The sequence below is a fragment of the Micromonospora sp. WMMD998 genome (genome assembly GCF_029581235.1).
Lineage (GTDB): Bacteria > Actinomycetota > Actinomycetes > Mycobacteriales > Micromonosporaceae > Micromonospora.
On sequence record NZ_CP120740.1, the window covers coordinates 2,540,993 to 2,557,393 of the forward strand.

Consider the following 16,401-nt stretch of genomic DNA (forward strand, 5'->3'; position numbering starts at 1 on the left):
ATCGTACAGGCGGCCCGGCATCGGTCCGGTTACGGCCGGGCGGCGGTCCGGCGGCGCGGGGAAGGGGTGGTCGTGACCGTCATCGATCTGGGTGAGCTGCGTGACGAGGCCCCGGCGTCCGGTCCGGCGGGGCGTCCGCCGCGTGCCGTGGGCCGGCCGTTCCGCACCGCGTTGGTGCTGCTGGTGGCGCTCGTGACGCTCGCCGCGGGAGCGCCGTGGACCCGGTCCGCGGTGGGCACGATCCCCGGCGGACCCGGGTCCACCGCGTTCGTCTCCGGTGACCGGGTGTACGTGGTGCGACCCCCGCACGGATGGCCGGACGCCGAGCGGGAACTCGTCGCGTACCGGGTGGGCCGGGAGCTGTGGCGCACCCCGTTGCCCGGCATCGGCGACGTCATGTCGGTGTGGCAGGCGGATGGCCGGGTGCTGGCCGCCGTGCGCACCGGCGACGACCAGGAATGGGAGACGGTGGCCCTGGACGCCGGCACCGGAGCGCCGCGCTGGCGACAACCGGGGATCGCCGTCCCGGCCGGTGACGGGCTGCTGCTGTTCCCGGCCGGCGGGTCGGCGTCGCAGACGGTTCGCGGGCTGGCGGTGACCGACGGAGACACCCGCTGGACCGCGCCGACGGGCGCGGACGTGCAGGTCAGTTACGGCCCGTCCGGGGTGGAGCGACTTCTGCTCCGGTCGACGGCCGGCGAGACCGTGGTGCTGGACGCGGTGACCGGCGCCCGGCTGGCCGCGCGTGACCTGCGCCCGGGTCAGCCGCCGGCCCGGCGACGGATGACCGCCGTCGCCGGGCTGCTGGTGGAGATCCGGGAGGCGGGTGACGCCGTCGACGCGTACGAGCTGGACACGCTCCGGCCGCTCTGGACCGCGACGTTGCCGTTGGTCGGCGCCCTGGAACGGTGTGGCGCGCTGCTCTGCGCCGGCCGGTCGACCGGCGGGTTGTGGGCGCTCGACCCGGTCACCGGCGCGGTGCGGTGGACCGTCGAGCGGTGGACGGGCGTGCTCCGGGCCGAGGCCGGTCGCCTGCTGGTCGGCGCCGAGGACGCCGGCGGCGCGCGGCTGGCGGTGCTGGCCGAGGCGGACGGGCGGCTGGTCGCCGACCTCGGCGGGTGGGGGGTGCTCGGTCAGAGTGAGGCCGACGACAGGCTTCTTCTCACCCGGCCGTTGGGCGGCGGCCGGCTGCTGCTCGCCGAGCCGGATCTGTCGGGCGGCCCGCCCGTGCCTCGGGACGTGCTGACCGGCACCGACTGCACCGCCGGGCGGACGCTGCTGGTCTGCCGGGACTCCGGGGGAGACTTCCTGCTGCGGCGGCTGCCGTGACCCCGGTGATCGAGCTGGGCGAGATGCGGCACGGGGAGGACGACGACGAGGTGCCCGCGCCGCCCCGGCGGCCACCCGGTCGGGCGGCCCGCGCGGTGGCGCTCGGCTGCCTGGTGCTGCTCACGGCGGCCGGCGCGTCCGCGCCACCGCGCCGGCCGGTCCCGGTCCGGGTGCCCGCGCCGCAGGGTGCCGTCTTCGTTACGCTTGCCGGCCGGTTGATGGTGGCCGACGGGCCGGGCACGGTCGGCCGCGACGGCCGGGTGGTCACCGGGCGCCGGCTGTCCGACGGGGCGCAGTTGTGGCGGTTCGCGCTGCCGGCCGGCGACCACGTGCTCGGGTTGGCCGTCATGGGCGACGGGCTGCTGGTGACGAGCAGCCCGGCCGGGGCCGGGGACACGCGCTCCACGCTGCTCGACCCGGCGACCGGCGCGGCGCGCTGGCAGCAGTCCGGCTACCCGGTCCGCACCGCGTCCGGCGGGCTGCTGTTCGAGAACCCCCGCGCGGCCGGCGACGGCAGCATGCTCGCCGTCGACCCGGTGACCGGGGCGGCGCGTTGGTCGCTGCCGCTGCCCACCCAGGGGGTGGCCTACCGGACGGACGACCGGGGCGTGACGCAGGTCGTGCTCGTCACCCCGGACGGCCGGGTGACCGTGCACGACGCGGACTCGGGGGCGCCGGTGCTCACCGGCCGGGTGCCGCCCGCGCCGGACCGCGTCTCCTACCGGTACGCCCAGGTGGTGGCCGGCCTGCTGCTTGTCGAGGGCGGGCCGGGCACGGTCACCGCGTACGGGCTGGACCGGCTGGACGCCAGGTGGACCGTGCCGGTGCAGCCGCGCGCCGGGCTCCGGTTCACCGACTGCGCCGGCATGGTCTGCCTGCGCGACCAGATCGGCGGCGCGCGGGCTCTCGATCCGGCCACCGGGCGGCCCGGCTGGGTGGACGAGCGCTGGTCCGGGGTGTTCCCGTTCGGCGGCCGGCTGATCGCGGCCACGCCCGGCGTCGGGCTGGAACAGCACCGGTGGGTGCTCGACCCGAGGACCGGCCGGGTGCTCGCCCGGCTGGGGCGCTGGCGCCTCACCGGCACCGACGGCGAGCCCGGGGGACTGCTCGGGGTGCGTCACCTCAGTGGCGACCGGACTCTTGTCGGCGCGCTCGACGTGCTGGCGGGGGACGTCCGGATCCGGGCGGTGCTGCCCGGCTCCTGGGACGAGTGCGTCGACCCGGGCGCGGTCCTCGTCTGCCTCGACCCGGCGGGCGGGTTGGCGATCTGGCCGGCCGACCGGTGATCACCAGTTGGCCTGGGCGGGCGCCGGGGGCAGCGGCACCGACTCCGGCCGCAGCACGTACGCGATCCCTCCGCTGCCGGCCTGCCAGGCCGCCTCGAACGGCGCGCGGGCCACGGTCCGGCGGACCCGCTCGTCGTCGGCGGCGTACGGGTCGTTGAGCACCGGGTCGCCGTCGCCGGTGAAGCCGGCCAGCACGACGAGGTGCCCGGCGGTGTCGTAGTCCAGCCCGGGCACCTGCCCGCGGGTGAACGCCGCCGAGACGACGAGCGGGATGCCGGCGGCCACGAAGCGTTCCGCCTCGGCCAGCGAGCGCAGCCGGGTGACGAACGCGTCCACCCCGTGCGTCGCCGCGTACGCGGTGTTGAACGGCCAGTTTCCGGCGCCGGCGTACCCGTGGTCGTAGCAGTGCCGGGCGGCGTGCACCACGGCCGGTCGGGGGCCGGGCGGGTCGACCCAGGCGTACCGGTGCGGGGCGGGTCCGGCACCCCAGAAGTCGAGCACCATCGACACGCAGGTGGGGCTGCACCAGGAGTCGCCGCCGCCACCCCAGCGGGTCTCCCCGCCGGCGTGCGGCCGCTGCGCGTAGCGCGGCACGTCGAGGACCCGTCCCCGCGCCCCGCCGCACCCGGCCGGCGCGCCCGCGGCCCGCCCGGCCGCGTCGGGCTCGGGCCGGCGCTCGGGCTCGGGACAGGGCGCGGCCCCGGGCTCGGCGGAGGGGGCGGGGTCGGCGGAGGCGACCACGCCGATGGTGCGCAGCGTGGGGCGGGCCGGCGCGTCGGGCCGGCGGAACAGCGTCACCCGGACCTGCCAGCCGGTCACCGTCGCACCCGTCACCCGCAGCGTGTCCGCGGCGACCCGGGCCCGCCCGTCGGACTGCCCGGGCACCGACGAGCGACGCACCGTGCCGTCGTCGGCCGCCCAGTGCCCCAGGTCGTACCAGCTTGTGGTGGCGGCACCGGCGTCCCAGCCCCGCAGCTCCACCCGGAGCCAGGAGCCGGACGGCGTGTCGGCGGTCCAGGAGGGCACCAGCTCGGTGGCGGCGAAGCCGACCGGCGTGACCGGGGAGGTCCAGCTCCCGGAGCACGGGCCGGTGTGCGTCGGTCGGCCCGCCGCCGCGTCCGGCGCCAGCCCGGCCGGCCCGGCGCCGAGCCCGTCGGCCCGCCCCAGGCCGCGGTCCGCCGGGAACCGGAAGCGGCGGTACGCGACGTCCCGCCACGGGTCGACGACTGCCATCGGGGCTCCCCTGCGCTCGGGCCCGGCCGCCGGCCGGAGGCGGTTGTCGGTCGCTGCCGGCGAGCATCGCGTACCCGAAGGTTTTCTGCAACGGCGGCGGGTGCCGGCCGGTTTGGCCCCCGGCACTAGGTTGTGGATGGTCACCAGGTGGGAGGCCGGGATGCGGGTACTTGTGGTCGAGGACGAGCGCAACCTCGCCGACGCGATCGCGCGCGGGCTGCGCAAGCGCGGCATGGCGGTGGACGTCGCCTACGACGGGAACGCCGGGCACGAGGCGGCGTTCGTCACCCGCTACGACGTGGTGGTCCTGGACCGAGACCTGCCCGGCGTGCACGGCGACCAGATCTGCGCCGACCTGGCCGCCTCCGGCGCGCTGACCCGGGTGCTGATGCTGACCGCGAGCGGCACGGTCGCCGACCGGGTCGAGGGGTTGCAGCTCGGCGCCGACGACTACCTGGCCAAGCCGTTCGCCTTCGACGAGCTGGTGGCCCGGGTGCAGGCGCTGGGGCGGCGGGCCACCCCGGCCGCGCCGCCGGTGCTGTCGGTGGCCGACCTGGAACTCGACCCGGCCCGCCGGGTGGTGACCCGGGGCGGCGCGCCGCTCGACCTGACCAACAAGGAGTTCGGCGTGCTCGCCGAGCTGCTCCGGGCGCGCGGCGCGGTGGTGTCGAGCGAGGAGCTGCTGGAACGGGTCTGGGACGCCAACACCGACCCGTTCACCACGATCGTCCGGGTCACCGTGATGACGCTGCGCAAGAAGCTCGGCGACCCGCCCCTCATCGACACGGTGGTCGGCGCGGGCTACCGGATCGAGTTCGGCCAGTGACGGCCCGGAAGGTACGCCCGACGCTGCGGTTGCGGCTGACCCTGCTCAACGGCGTGCTCCTGGTCGGCGCCGGGGCGATCCTGGTGCTGCTGGCCTGGCTGCTGGTCCGGGACGCGCTGCGCCCCACCGACGAGCTGCTGCCCGGCACCACGGTGGTGCTCACCGACGGCCGGACCCTCGACGCCGGGCAGTGGCAGCGGCAACTCGTCGACGCCGCCTCGCGGGAACTGCTGCTCAAGGGGCTGCTGGCGCTGCTGGCGATAAGCGTCGTCGGGGTGGCCGGGGCGTACCTGGTGGCCGGCCGCGCGCTGCGCCCGCTGCACCAGGTCACCGCCACCGCCCGCCGGCTCGGCGAGGCGACCCTGGACGAGCGGATCGGCTGGTCCGGCGCGGACGACGAGGTGGCCGAGCTGGCCGAGACGTTCGACGCGATGCTGGACCGGATCGCCGCCGCGTTCGAGGCGCAGAAACGGTTCGTCGCGAACGCCTCGCACGAACTGCGGACGCCGCTCGCGGTGATGCGTACCGAAATCGACGTGACGCTCAGCGACGACGACGCGGACCTCGCCGAGTACCGGCGGATGGCCGGCGTGGTGCGGGAGGCGTCCGAGCGGGCCAACGGCCTGGTCGACGCGCTGCTGGTGCTGGCCCGCAGCGAGGCGCAGACCGGCCGGCGGCTGGCCCGCCGCGCCGAGAGCGACCTCGCCGTGGGCACCGCCAACGCGCTCTCCGCGGTGTCCCGGGAGGTGGAGCGGATCGGCCTGAAGGTGCACACCTCGTTGCGTCCGGCGCCCGTGGTCGGCGACCCGGGGCTGCTCGACCGGCTGGCCGGCAACCTGGTGGAGAACGCGGTCCGCTACAACCACCTGCACGGCCGGATGTGGGTGCGCACCGGCACCGACGGGCAGCGGTCCTGGCTGGTGGTGGGGAACACCGGCTTCGAGGTCGCGCCGGCCGAGGTGCCCGGGCTGTTCGAGCCGTTCCGGCGCGGCGGGCAGGAACGCACCGGGGCGCGTGGCTCCGGCCTCGGCCTGTCGATCGTGCGGGCGGTCTGCGACGCGCACGGCGGCACGGTGAAGGCGGTCGCCCAGCCCGGCGGCGGCCTGGAGGTGACGGTCACCCTCCCGTCGGCCGACCCGCCGGCGGCCACCTGACCGCCGATCCGCGCCCGCCCGGGCGTACACCCGCCCCCACCTGATCGTGCGGCCCGACCCGGCTGTCCCGGCTGGTCGCGGCGGGTGGTCGGGCGTGGCGGCACGGTGGTCGGTCAGAAAGCTTGCCGCACGCTGGACGGCGATGCGGCCGTGGCTCAGGGTGAGCGGTGCGACACGCCTCACCGACGATCCTACGGAGCTGCCCGTGACCCACCCCTCGGCCCCGCGCCGCCGCGCCCTCGCGGCCCTCGCCGCCGTCGCGCTCACCGTGGCCGGCCTGGCGCCGGCCGCGCCCGCCGGCGCCGCGCCCGACCACGCCACAGTGGTCCGGGACACCCCCGCCACCACCTCGCCCGACATCACGGACGGCACCGTCGACGCGATCCACGACGCCGGCACGAAGATCATCGTAGCCGGTTCGTTCAGCACGGTGCAGAACCGCGACTCCGACGTTGACATCACCCGTAACTACCTGCTCGCCTTCGACAAGGCCACCGGCACCGTCGATACCGCGTTCGCGCCGTCGGTCGACAACGAGGTGTACGCCGTCGTCGCCGGCCCGACCCCCGGCACGGTCTTCGTCGCCGGGAAGTTCAACACCGTCAACGGGGTGACCCGGCGCAAGGTGGCGCTGCTCGACGTCGCCACCGGGGCGCTGGTCACCGGCTTCACGCCGCCGCCGTTCAACGGACTGGTCAACGACATCGCCCTGGTCGGTGACCGGCTGCTGGTCGGCGGCATCTTCACCGCCGCCGGCAACCCCAACCCGCGCGGCGGGCTGGCCTCGCTCAACGCCACCACCGGCGCGGTGGACGACTACCTCACCACCGCCCTCACCGAACACCACAACTACGACGGGGTCAGCGGATCCAACGCCGGCGTCGGCGTGGAGAAGATGGCCGTCGCCCCGGACGGCACGCGGCTCGTCGTGATCGGCAACTTCAAGATGGCCGACGGGGTGCTGCACGACCAGATCGTCCAACTGGACCTGGGCGCCACCGCCGCCACCGTGGCCGACTGGAACACCAGCCGATACACGCCGCGCTGCAAGTGGCAGGCGTTCGACTCCTACATGCGGGACATCGCGTACGCCCCGGACAGCAGCTACTTCGTGGTGGTCACCACCGGTTCGCCGTACGGCGGCACGCTCTGCGACGCGGCGGCCCGTTGGGAAGCCGGCACCACCGGCGCGGACCGGCAACCGACCTGGATCGACTACACCGGCGGCGACACGTTCCTGTCGGTCGCCATCAGCGAGCAGGCGGTCTACGTCGGCGGCCACTTCCGCTGGCTCAACAACAGCACCGGCGGCGACAACGCCCGGGCCGGCGCGGTCGGCCGGCCCAGCATCGCCGCGCTCGACCCGCGTACCGGCCTGCCGCTGTCCTGGAACCCGGGCCGGCACCCGCGCGGCATCGGCGCCTCCGAGATGCTCGTCACCCCGTCCGGGCTCTGGGTCGGCGGGGACACCCCGTTCATCGGCAACTTCCAGTACCGGCGGGAGCGGATCGCGTTCTTCCCGCTGGCCGGCGGCACGGCCCCGCACCCGACCACGTCGGCGACCCTGCCCGGCACGGTCTACCAGGCCGGCGTGCCCAAGCCGACGAACGTGCTCTACCGGATCAACGCCGGCGGTCCGGCGGTCGTCGCCACCGACGGGCCGGACTGGGCGGCCGACGACGGCGGCAACCCCAGCCCGTACCACAACAGCGGCAGCTCCGCGTCGAGCTTCAGCGCGGTCGGCGCCCTGGACGCGACCGTGCCGACCGGCACGCCGGCCGCCCTCTACAGCACCGAACGGTACGACGGGGCCGGCGCGCCGGAGATGACCTGGCAGTTCCCGGTGCCCACCGGGACCGAGGTGCAGGTGCGGCTCTACCTGGCCAACCGGTACGACGGCACCGCCACCGCCGGTAAGCGCGTCTTCGACGTGGCGCTGGAAGGGACCACCGTCCTCGACGACCTGGACCTGGCCGTCGACCCCGGGCACAACGTGGGCACCATGCGGGAGTTCACCGTGGTCAGCGACGGTGCCATCGACCTGGAGTTCCGTCACGTGACGGAGAACCCGCTCGTCAACGGCATCGAGATCGTCAAGACCGGCCCGCCGCCCCCCGGCACCGGCGACGAGGTGCAGGCCCGGTCGTACGACGGGGCGACCACGGTCGGCGCGGCGAGCCCGGTGGCGAACCCCGACGACACCCCCTGGTCCACGGCGAAGGGCGCGTTCTGGGTCGGCGGCACGCTGTTCTACGGGATGAACGGCGCGCTGTGGCGGCGGACGTTCGACGGCACCACGTTCGGCACCCCCGCCCTGGTCGACCCCTACCACGACGCCTACTGGGACACGGTGGAAACCGACTCCGGCCCGACCGGGCAGACGTACGCCGGGGTGAACAGCAGCTTCTACACCGAGATCCCCAACGTGACCGGGATGTTCCACACCGGCGGGCGGCTCTACTACACGCTCACCGGGCAGAACGGCCTGTTCTGGCGCTGGTTCACACCGGACAGCGGCACGGTCGGCGCGGACCGGTTCACGGTGTCCGGGTCGGGCGGTCTCGCCGACGCCGGCGCGGTCTTCGTCGCCGGCGACACCCTCTACAAGGTCAACCGGAACACCGGTGACCTGTCGGCCACCACCTGGGCCGACGGCGCCCCGACCGCCACGTTCACGGTGCGCAGCGGCCCGGCCGTCGACGGCGTCGACTGGCGCGCGAAGGCGGTATTCCTCGCCCCGTGAGGATGTAAGGAGGGGCCCCTTCTTAACGTTTTCGGTAGAGGCGGGGCCCCTTCTTAACACCCGCGTTCCCCGCTGACCGTCTCACTCCGGCGGGGCGCACCCGAACCGGAGGAAGCACCGTGAGTGCACAGATCCACTGCGTGACAGTCGAATCCGACGACCCGTACGCCCTGGCCGGATGGTGGGGCCGGGTGCTCGACCGCGAACGGCACGAGGACGACCACCCCGGTGACCCGGAGGCCGTCCTCGTCTCGCCCGGCGGGCACGGCCCCGACCTGCTCTTCGTCGAGGTGGGCGAGCGGCACGGCAAGGGCGCGTTCCACCTCGACCTGCAGCCGGCCGAGGGCACCCGGGACTCCGAGGTCGCGCGACTGCGTGACCTCGGCGCCACGGTGGTCGCCGACCGGCGCCGGCCGGACGGCACCGGCTGGGTGGTGCTCGCCGACCCGGAGGGCAACGAGTTCTGCGTCTGCCGCGGCGAGGCGGAACGCGCCGCGTCGGCCTGATCCGGAAACGGCGCCGGGCCCCCGCCGACGGCGGGGGCCCGGCGTTCCGAGCGGGGTCAGTCCTTCGTCTCGACCTCACCGCGCAGGTCGACGAACTCGGACTGGAGCTCGGTCGCGGATTTGAAATAGGCCACCACCATGCCGAGGCTGCCCTTGTCGGCCCAGACGCAGACGCCCACCGGGATGTCCTGCGCCTTGCCGTCGCCGCACTCGGCGTCGCCGCCGAGCGGCCCGGCGTCGACCGCCTTGAACTCCTTGGCGCCCAGCTCGGGGGTGATCGCGGTGATGGCGTCCGCCATCTCCTTCTTCGGGTCGGCGATGACGCCGGAGACACCGACGATCATGACCAGGTCCTTCTTCGCCGGGTCGCCGTAGAAGGCGCCCGCCGTGCTCGTCGCGTTCGGCACGTCCTTGCTCAGGTCGGTCTTCATCTGCGACGCGAGGGACTGGAGCTGCGGCTCGCTGACCTTCGGCCGGCCACCGAGCGTCGTGGGCTCGACGACGCGGGTCCTGGTGGCGGCGACGACGTCCTTGACCTCGTCGCCGGCGGCGAGCCAGAAGACGAGGCCGCCGCCGAGGCAGAGCACCAGGACGGCCGCCAGGACGATCAGCAGGATCTTGCCGGCCCCGAACTTCTTCTTCGGCGGGGCGCCGAGCTGGTCACCGCCGTACGGCGGCTGCGGCGGCGGGTACCCGCCGGGCTGCTGCTGCGGCGGCGGGGGGTGGGTGCCGGGGTAGGGGTTGAACGGCGGCTGGGACATGAAGGCGGCTCCTGTGAGAAGGCTGGACGCGCGTGATGGTAGCCACGGCCGCCGACGACCCGCCGTCCGCCCGGGACCGGTGTGATCGGGCCGGGCCCGGAACGCCGATCGCGGTGGCCGCACGTCCGTTCCGGACGGCCCGGCCACCGCGATCGGTCGCGGATCGGGTCAGCGCAGGCTGGCCATGCCGCGCGGCAGGAACCGCCGGCCGGTCACCCGCTCGGACGTGCCGGTCCGATCGAGGTACGGCGTGACGCCGCCCAGGTGGAACGGCCAGCCCGCGCCGAGGATCATGCACAGGTCGATGTCCTGCGCCTCGGCGACGACACCCTCGTCGAGCATGAGCCGGATCTCCTCGGCCAGCGCGTCGAGCGCGTTCTGCCGGACCTGCTCGCCGGTGAGCGGCTGGTCGCCGACCACGAGCAGTTTCGCGACCTCGTCGTTGATCTGGTCGTCGACCACGATCGGCTGGCCGGAGTCGGCGATCCGCTTGAGGTTCTCGCTGACGTCGAACCGGTCCGGGAACGCCTCGTGCAGGGTGCCACCCACGTGGTACGCCACGGCCGGCCCGACGAGTTGGAGCAACGCGAGCGGGCGCATCGGCAGGCCCAGCGGGTCGAGCGCGCTGTTCGCCACGTCCAGCGGCGTGCCGGCGTCGACGGCGGCGAAGACGGCGCCGAGGAAGCGGGTCAGCAGCCGGTTGACCACGAAGGCCGGGGCGTCCTTCACCAGCACTGACGACTTCTTGAGCTGCTTGCCGACCGCGAACGCGGTGGCGAGCGTGGCGTCGTCGGTCCGCTCGCCGCGGACGATCTCCAGCAGCGGCAGCACCGCGACCGGGTTGAAGAAGTGGAAGCCGACGACCCGTTCCGGGTGCTCCAGGTCGGCCGCCATCTCGGTGATCGACAGCGAGCTGGTGTTGGTGGCGAGCACCGCCTCCGGCTTGACGATCTTCTCCAGCTCGGCCCAGACCTGCTTCTTGACCGACAGGTCCTCGAAGACCGCCTCGATGACGAAGTCGGCGTCCGCGAACACGGACTTGTCGACCGAGCCACTGACCAGGCCGTACAGCTTGGCGGCGGTGCCCTTGTCCATCCGGCCCCTGCTGACGGCCTTCTCGATCTGGGTGTGCACGTAGGCCACGCCCTTGTCCACCCGCGCCTGGTCGAGGTCGGTCATCACGACCGGCACCTGGAGACGGCGGGCGAACAGCAGCGCGAGCTGGCTGGCCATCAGGCCGGCGCCGACGATGCCGACCTTGGTGACCGGCCGGGCCAGGCCCTTGTCCGGCGCGCCGGCCGGGCGCTTGGCCCGCCGCTGCACCAGGTCGAAGGCGTACAAACCGCTGCGCAGCTCCTCGGAGAAGACCAGGTCGGCAAGCGCCTCGTCCTCGGCCGCGGTGCCGGCCGCGAAGTCCGCGTCCTTCGCGGTCTCCAGCAGGTCCAACGCCTTGTACGCGGCCGGGACCGCGCCGTGCAGCCGCTGGTCGAGGGTCTGCCGGGCGAAGTAGAGCACGCCCGCCCACATGTCCTTGTCGACCTCGGGCCGGGTCACCGTGACCTCGCCCCGGACCACGCCGGCGGCCCACTCGAAGGACCGCTCCAGGAAGTCGGCCGGCTCCAGCAGCACGTCCGCGATGCCCATCTCGGCCGCCTGCTTCGGCTTGAGCATCTTGTTCTGCATCAGGGGGTTCTGCAGGATCACCTGGGTGGCGGCCGGGATGCCGATCAGGTTCGGCAGGAGCTGGGTGCCGCCCCAGCCGGGCACCAGGCCGAGCGAGACCTCGGGCAGCGCCAGGGCCGCCGCGCCGGCGGAGAGCGTCCGGTAGTGGCAGTGCAGGGCCAGCTCCAGGCCGCCGCCCATGGCCGCGCCGTTGACGAACGCGAAGGTCGGCACGTCGCTGTCCCTGAGCCGGGCGAAGACCCGGTGGCCGAGCCGGCCGATCTCCAGCGCCTGCTCGCGGTCCGCCAGCGCCGGCAGGCCGACGATGTCCGCGCCCACGCAGAAGACGTACGGCTTGCCGGTGACCGCGACGAACGCCGGGTTCGCCGCCAGCGCGGCGGTGATCGCCTCGTCCAGGCTGGTCAGGCCGTCCGGACCGAAGGTGTTCGGCTTGGTGTGGTCGAAGCCGTTGTCCAGGGTGATGAGGGCGGCGGGCCGGTCCAGCCCCGGCACGGTCACCTGACGCAGCAGCGCCCTGGTGACGACCTCGTTCGGTGCCTTCACTTGTCGCCCTCCCAGTGCGGGTTCTCCCAGATGACCGTGCCGCCCATGCCGATGCCGACGCACATGGCGGTGAGGCCGTAGCGGACCTCGGGGTGCTCGGCGAACTGCCGGGCGAGCTGGGTCATCAGCCGGACGCCGGAGGACGCGAGCGGGTGACCGATGGCGATCGCGCCGCCCCAGGCGTTGACCCGGGGGTCGTCGTCGGCGATGCCGAAGTGGTCGAGGAACGCGAGCACCTGCACCGCGAACGCCTCGTTCAGCTCGAACAGGCCGATGTCGTCGATGCTCAGGCCGGCGATGCGCAGCGCCTTCTCGGTGGAGGGGATCGGGCCGACACCCATCACCTCGGGCTCGACGCCGACGAAGCCGTACGACACCAGTCGCATGCCGACCGGCAGGCCCAACTCGCGGGCGGTCTCCTCGGCGACCAGCAGCGCGGCGGTGGCGCCGTCGTTCAGGCCGGCGGCGTTGCCCGCGGTGACCTTGCCGTGCGGGCGGAACGGCGTCTTCAGCCCGGCCAGCTTCTCCATCGAGGTGTCCCGCGGCGCCTCGTCCACGGTGGCCAGGCCCCAGCCGCCCTCGTCGTCGCGCACCGCGACCGGCACCAGGTCGCCCTGGAGCTTGCCGTCGGCGTACGCCTTGGCGGTCTTCTGCTGCGAGGCGAGCGCGAACGCGTCGGTGCGCTCCTTGGTGACGCGCGGGACCCGGTCGTGCAGGTTCTCCGCGGTGGCGCCCATCACCAGGGCGGACGGGTCGACAAGCTTCTCCGCGACGATCCGCGGGTTGGGGTCGACGCCCTCGCCCATCGGGTGGCGGCCCATGTGCTCGACGCCGCCGGCGATCGCCACGTCGTACGCGCCCACGGCGATCCCGGAGGCGACGGTGGTGACGGCGGTCATCGCGCCGGCACACATCCGGTCGATGGCGAAGCCGGGCACCGTCTTGGGCAGGCCGGCCAGCAGGGCGGCGGTGCGGCCGATGGTCAGGCCCTGGTCGCCGATCTGGGTGGTGGCGGCGATGGCCACCTCCTCCACCTTCTCCGGCGGCAGCTGCGGGTTGCGGCGCATCAGCTCACGGATGCAGCGGATCACCAGGTCGTCGGCGCGGGTGTTGCCGTACATCCCACCCGCCTTGCCGAACGGGGTACGGACGCCGTCGACGAAGACGACATCTCGAACTTCTCGGGGCACTTGGAGCCTCCCTCGGCACTTGCCATTTCCCCGGATGCTACTCGCCAGTAACCAATGGCGTCACCACTCCCGGTGTGGCCCACCCCACACCCACGCCCGCGATCAGGGGGTGCGCAGGGCCCCGGTGAGCGCGGGCAGGAGCAGGGTGATCTGCCACTCGCGGGCGCCCAGGGTGCGCAGCGCCTCCGCGACGGTGTCGTCGGTGATCTCCTCCGGCGGCTGCCAGGCCACCCGGCGGATCGAGTCCGGCGTGATCAGGTTCTCCGCCGGCAGCCGGTGCGCCGTGGCAATGCCGACCACCACCTCCCGGCAGCGGGCCAGCCGGCCCGCCGCCACCGGGTCGCGCTCCGCCCACCGGTGCGGCGGTGGCGGGCCCTCCACCGTCGGGCTCACCGGCAGCGCGTCGTCCGGAAGCTGGCGTGCGTCGTCCAACGCCGCCAACCAGGTACGCGCCAGCCGGCGCACCGATCGACCACCGAACCCGGGCAGGGTCAGCAGGGCCTTCTCGTCCTTCGGATCCAGCTCGGCCGCCGCCACGATGGCCGAGTCCGGCAGCACCCGGCCCGGAGCGGCGTCCCGCCGGGACGCGATCTGGTCCCGGGCGTACCAGAGGGAACGGACCCGGGCCTGGGCGCGCGCACCGCGTACCCGATGGATCCCGGACGTCCGTCGCCACGGCTCGGCCCGGACCCGGGGCGGACGGGCGCCGTTGCGCACCAGCGCGGCGAACTCCTCCGCCGCCCAGCCCGACTTGCCCTGCCGGTCGAGTTCGGCGTCCAGCACGTCGCGCAGGTCGACCAGGAGTTCCACGTCCAGTGCTGCGTACGTCAACCAGGACTCCGGCAGCGGCCGGCTGGACCAGTCCGCCGCGGAGTGGTGCTTCTCCAGGCTGAAGCCGAGCAGATGTTCGGTCAGCGCGGCCAGGCCGACCCGGTCGAACCCGGCCAGCCGGGCGGCCAGTTCGGTGTCGAACAGCCGGCGCGGACGCAACCCCAGCTCGGCCAGGCAGGCGAGGTCCTGACTGGCGGCGTGCAGCACCCACTCGGCCTCGGCGATCGCCGCGTCCAGGGCGGACAGGTCCGGCAGCGGCAGCGGATCGACAAGCGCGGTGCCGGCGCCCGCCCGGCGTAGCTGCACCAGATAGGCCCGCTGGCTGTAGCGGTAGCCGGAGGCGCGCTCGGCGTCCAGGGCCACCGGGCCGGTGCCGGCCGCGAAGCGGGCCACCACCTCGTCCAGCTCGGTCGAGGTGGCCACCGGCACGGGGGTGCCATCGCGCGGAGCGGTCAGCGGGACGGCTGCGCCCGGGTCGGTATCGGTCCCCGCGTCCGCCGGCTCCGGCAGGGCCGACGACGGATGCGGAGACACCTCTCCCGTACGGCTTTCAGCGGCCCGACGGCGCAGGGGTGGTTCGTCGGTCACCTGACAACCCTAGTAGGCCCGACGACGCGGCGCGCGCAGCCGGGTCCGGCGCGTGTCGAACGGATGTCCGTCGGTTGTCCGGAACGTGACGGGTTGCGCATGGGTGACAGGGTCGGACAACGGGGAAGACAAACCCTGTTCCCGCCGGTACGGTCCATCGAGCCGTGAGCAGCGTGGGGGCGGCCGGGACAGCGGTCGGACGTCGGCGGAGCCGGCGGGGAGGACGGGCGATCATGGCAGGCGGGTACGGAACCGGCGACGGCGTGCCGGAGCAGGACGGCGACGGCGCGGAGCGGCCGGGGCCGCTCCCGCCACGCATCGTGCCGCCCGGCTCCGCGTGGGGCGGCGGCTATCCGGGGCGACCGCCGTCCGGTGCGGGCGCGACCGCGTCGACCGCCCAGCCGACCTTCGGCGCCGGTCACCGGGGTCCCGGCACGACCTATCCCGCCCCGGCCGACCACGCCGGTCCGCCGGTCGGCGGAGCCCGCGGGGCATCGCCTGTCGTTCCGACCCAACCGTCCCCTGGTGCGGGGTCGCAGCCCGCCTCGGGCCCGGCGTACCCGTCCTCGGGTCCGGCCTATCCGTCCTCAGGTCCGGCCTATCCGTCGCAGCCCGCCTCGGGCGCGGCCTATCCGTCCTCGGGGCCGGCGTATCCGGCCCAGCCGACCTCGGGGCCGGCGTCTTCGTCCTCGGGGTCGACGATTGCGTACCCGGGTCCGGCGTATCCGACCCGGCCGAATTCCGGACCCGCGCGTCCGGGGCAGTCCGCCGGGGTGTCGTACCCGGCCCAGCCGGCGCCCCCGTACCCGGAGCGGCCGGCCGCCGGAGCACCGTACCCCGGGTCGCCGATCTCCGGCCCCGCCTACCCGGGCCAACCGGCCGGCGGTCCCGGGCAACCCGGGTTCGGCGTACCCCCGCTCGCCGGTCATCCCGAGCGGCCCCGGCGTCGGGGCGCGCTGCCGCTGGTGGCGCTGGCGCTGGCCGGCGTGCTGGCGGTGATCACGGGCGTGCAGGCGTACCAGATCCACCGGCTCGACGACCGACTCGCCGCCGCCGACCGGCGGGCCGCGGAGGCCCAGGGCGTGGACGCCCGCCGGCTCGACGGGCTGGAACAGCGCGCCGGGAGCCTGGAGAAGCAGGCCGGCGCCGCCTTCAACCCGGAGGCGGTGGCGAGCGCGGTGCTACCGAGCGTGTTCCGGGTGCGGGCCGGCCAGTTCACCGGTACGGCGTTCGCCGTCGGCAAGGCCCCGGCCGGCGGGGGCACCACGCTGCTCACCAACTTCCACGTGGTGGAGTCGGTCTTCGCCGCGGGCGAGCGCAAGGTGTTCCTGGAGCGCACCGACCAGCGGTTCGAGGCGACCATCATCGACACCGACAAGGACAAGGACCTGGCGCGGCTGCGCACCACCGCGAAGTTCAGCGGGCTGGTCGCGGCGCGTGCGCCGGTCAAGTCCGGCCAGCAGATCGTGGTGGTCGGCGCCCCGCTCGGGCTCCAGGACAGCGTGACCACGGGTGTGGTGAGCGCCTTCCGGCCGGACGAGGGAGGTTCCGGCCCGGTGATCCAGTTCGACGCGCCGATCAATCCCGGCAACTCCGGCGGCCCGGTGATCAACGGGTCGAAGGAGGTCGTCGGCATCGCCACGGCCAAGGCCCGCGACGCCGAGGGCATCGGCCTGGCGGTGCCGATCAAGACCGCCTGCGACCGGTTCAAGCTCTGCTGATCGGTGG

General features: G+C 74.5%; 12 protein-coding genes. 7 read left to right on the top strand and 5 right to left on the bottom strand.

Annotated features, from left to right (window positions below; translation table 11 throughout):
• Positions 1–72 precede the first annotated feature (72 nt).
• Entirely contained in the window at positions 73–1,329 is a 1,257-nt protein-coding gene (locus O7619_RS12030) for a PQQ-binding-like beta-propeller repeat protein (protein ID WP_282287685.1), read from the top strand.
• On the top strand, positions 1,326–2,615 hold the full coding sequence (locus O7619_RS12035) for a PQQ-binding-like beta-propeller repeat protein (protein ID WP_282287686.1): 1,290 nt from the start codon (positions 1,326–1,328) through the stop codon (positions 2,613–2,615). The genes O7619_RS12030 and O7619_RS12035 overlap by 4 nt, the downstream gene beginning before the upstream one ends.
• Here the strand turns inward: O7619_RS12035 and O7619_RS12040 are convergent, their stop codons facing one another.
• The gene (locus O7619_RS12040) at positions 2,616–3,848 is read right to left on the bottom strand and encodes a C39 family peptidase (RefSeq protein WP_282287687.1); all 1,233 of its coding nucleotides are present in this window, start codon (positions 3,846–3,848) and stop codon (positions 2,616–2,618) included. It abuts the gene before it with no gap.
• Positions 3,849–4,008: 160 nt separating this feature from the next.
• Here O7619_RS12040 and O7619_RS12045 point away from each other — a divergent pair, with 160 nt between their 5' ends.
• From O7619_RS12045 to O7619_RS12060, 4 genes are all read left to right on the top strand, one after another.
• Complete coding sequence (locus tag O7619_RS12045) at positions 4,009–4,674, top strand: response regulator transcription factor (RefSeq protein WP_282287688.1); 666 nt, start codon at positions 4,009–4,011, stop codon at positions 4,672–4,674.
• Positions 4,671–5,828: a HAMP domain-containing sensor histidine kinase gene (locus tag O7619_RS12050; protein ID WP_282287689.1), complete on the top strand. Its 1,158-nt coding sequence runs from the start codon at positions 4,671–4,673 to the stop codon at positions 5,826–5,828. Before O7619_RS12045 ends, O7619_RS12050 begins: the two co-directional genes overlap by 4 nt.
• Before the next feature lie 205 nt (positions 5,829–6,033).
• On the top strand, positions 6,034–8,571 hold the full coding sequence (locus tag O7619_RS12055; protein WP_282287691.1) for a malectin domain-containing carbohydrate-binding protein: 2,538 nt from the start codon (positions 6,034–6,036) through the stop codon (positions 8,569–8,571).
• 119 nt (positions 8,572–8,690) lie between these two features.
• The gene (locus O7619_RS12060; protein ID WP_282287693.1) at positions 8,691–9,077 is read left to right on the top strand and encodes a VOC family protein; all 387 of its coding nucleotides are present in this window, start codon (positions 8,691–8,693) and stop codon (positions 9,075–9,077) included.
• A gap of 56 nt (positions 9,078–9,133) precedes the next feature.
• On the opposite strand, the gene O7619_RS12065 is transcribed toward O7619_RS12060, so the two are convergent.
• From O7619_RS12065 to O7619_RS12080, 4 genes are all read right to left on the bottom strand, one after another.
• On the bottom strand, positions 9,134–9,838 hold the full coding sequence (locus O7619_RS12065) for a hypothetical protein (RefSeq protein ID WP_282287695.1): 705 nt from the start codon (positions 9,836–9,838) through the stop codon (positions 9,134–9,136).
• A gap of 168 nt (positions 9,839–10,006) precedes the next feature.
• Positions 10,007–12,064 carry a 3-hydroxyacyl-CoA dehydrogenase NAD-binding domain-containing protein gene (locus tag O7619_RS12070; RefSeq protein WP_282287697.1) on the bottom strand — a complete coding sequence of 686 codons (2,058 nt, stop codon included), beginning with the start codon at positions 12,062–12,064 and terminating at the stop codon, positions 10,007–10,009.
• Positions 12,061–13,254, bottom strand: a complete 1,194-nt coding sequence (locus tag O7619_RS12075; RefSeq protein WP_282287699.1) for an acetyl-CoA C-acyltransferase — start codon at positions 13,252–13,254, stop codon at positions 12,061–12,063. Before O7619_RS12075 ends, O7619_RS12070 begins: the two co-directional genes overlap by 4 nt.
• 102 nt (positions 13,255–13,356) lie before the next feature.
• Complete coding sequence (locus O7619_RS12080; RefSeq protein WP_282287701.1) at positions 13,357–14,673, bottom strand: ribonuclease D; 1,317 nt, start codon at positions 14,671–14,673, stop codon at positions 13,357–13,359.
• A gap of 233 nt (positions 14,674–14,906) precedes the next feature.
• Here O7619_RS12080 and O7619_RS12085 point away from each other — a divergent pair, with 233 nt between their 5' ends.
• Positions 14,907–16,394: a trypsin-like peptidase domain-containing protein gene (locus O7619_RS12085; RefSeq protein ID WP_282287702.1), complete on the top strand. Its 1,488-nt coding sequence runs from the start codon at positions 14,907–14,909 to the stop codon at positions 16,392–16,394.
• Positions 16,395–16,401 lie beyond the last annotated feature (7 nt).

Coding starts and splice junctions, on each gene's coding strand:
- O7619_RS12040 (WP_282287687.1), bottom strand. CDS start 3,848: ATGGCAGTCGTCGACCCGTGGCGGGACGTCGCGTACCGCCGCTTCCGG.
- O7619_RS12045 (WP_282287688.1), top strand. CDS start 4,009: ATGCGGGTACTTGTGGTCGAGGACGAGCGCAACCTCGCCGACGCGATC.
- O7619_RS12065 (WP_282287695.1), bottom strand. CDS start 9,838: ATGTCCCAGCCGCCGTTCAACCCCTACCCCGGCACCCACCCCCCGCCG.
- O7619_RS12085 (WP_282287702.1), top strand. CDS start 14,907: ATGGCAGGCGGGTACGGAACCGGCGACGGCGTGCCGGAGCAGGACGGC.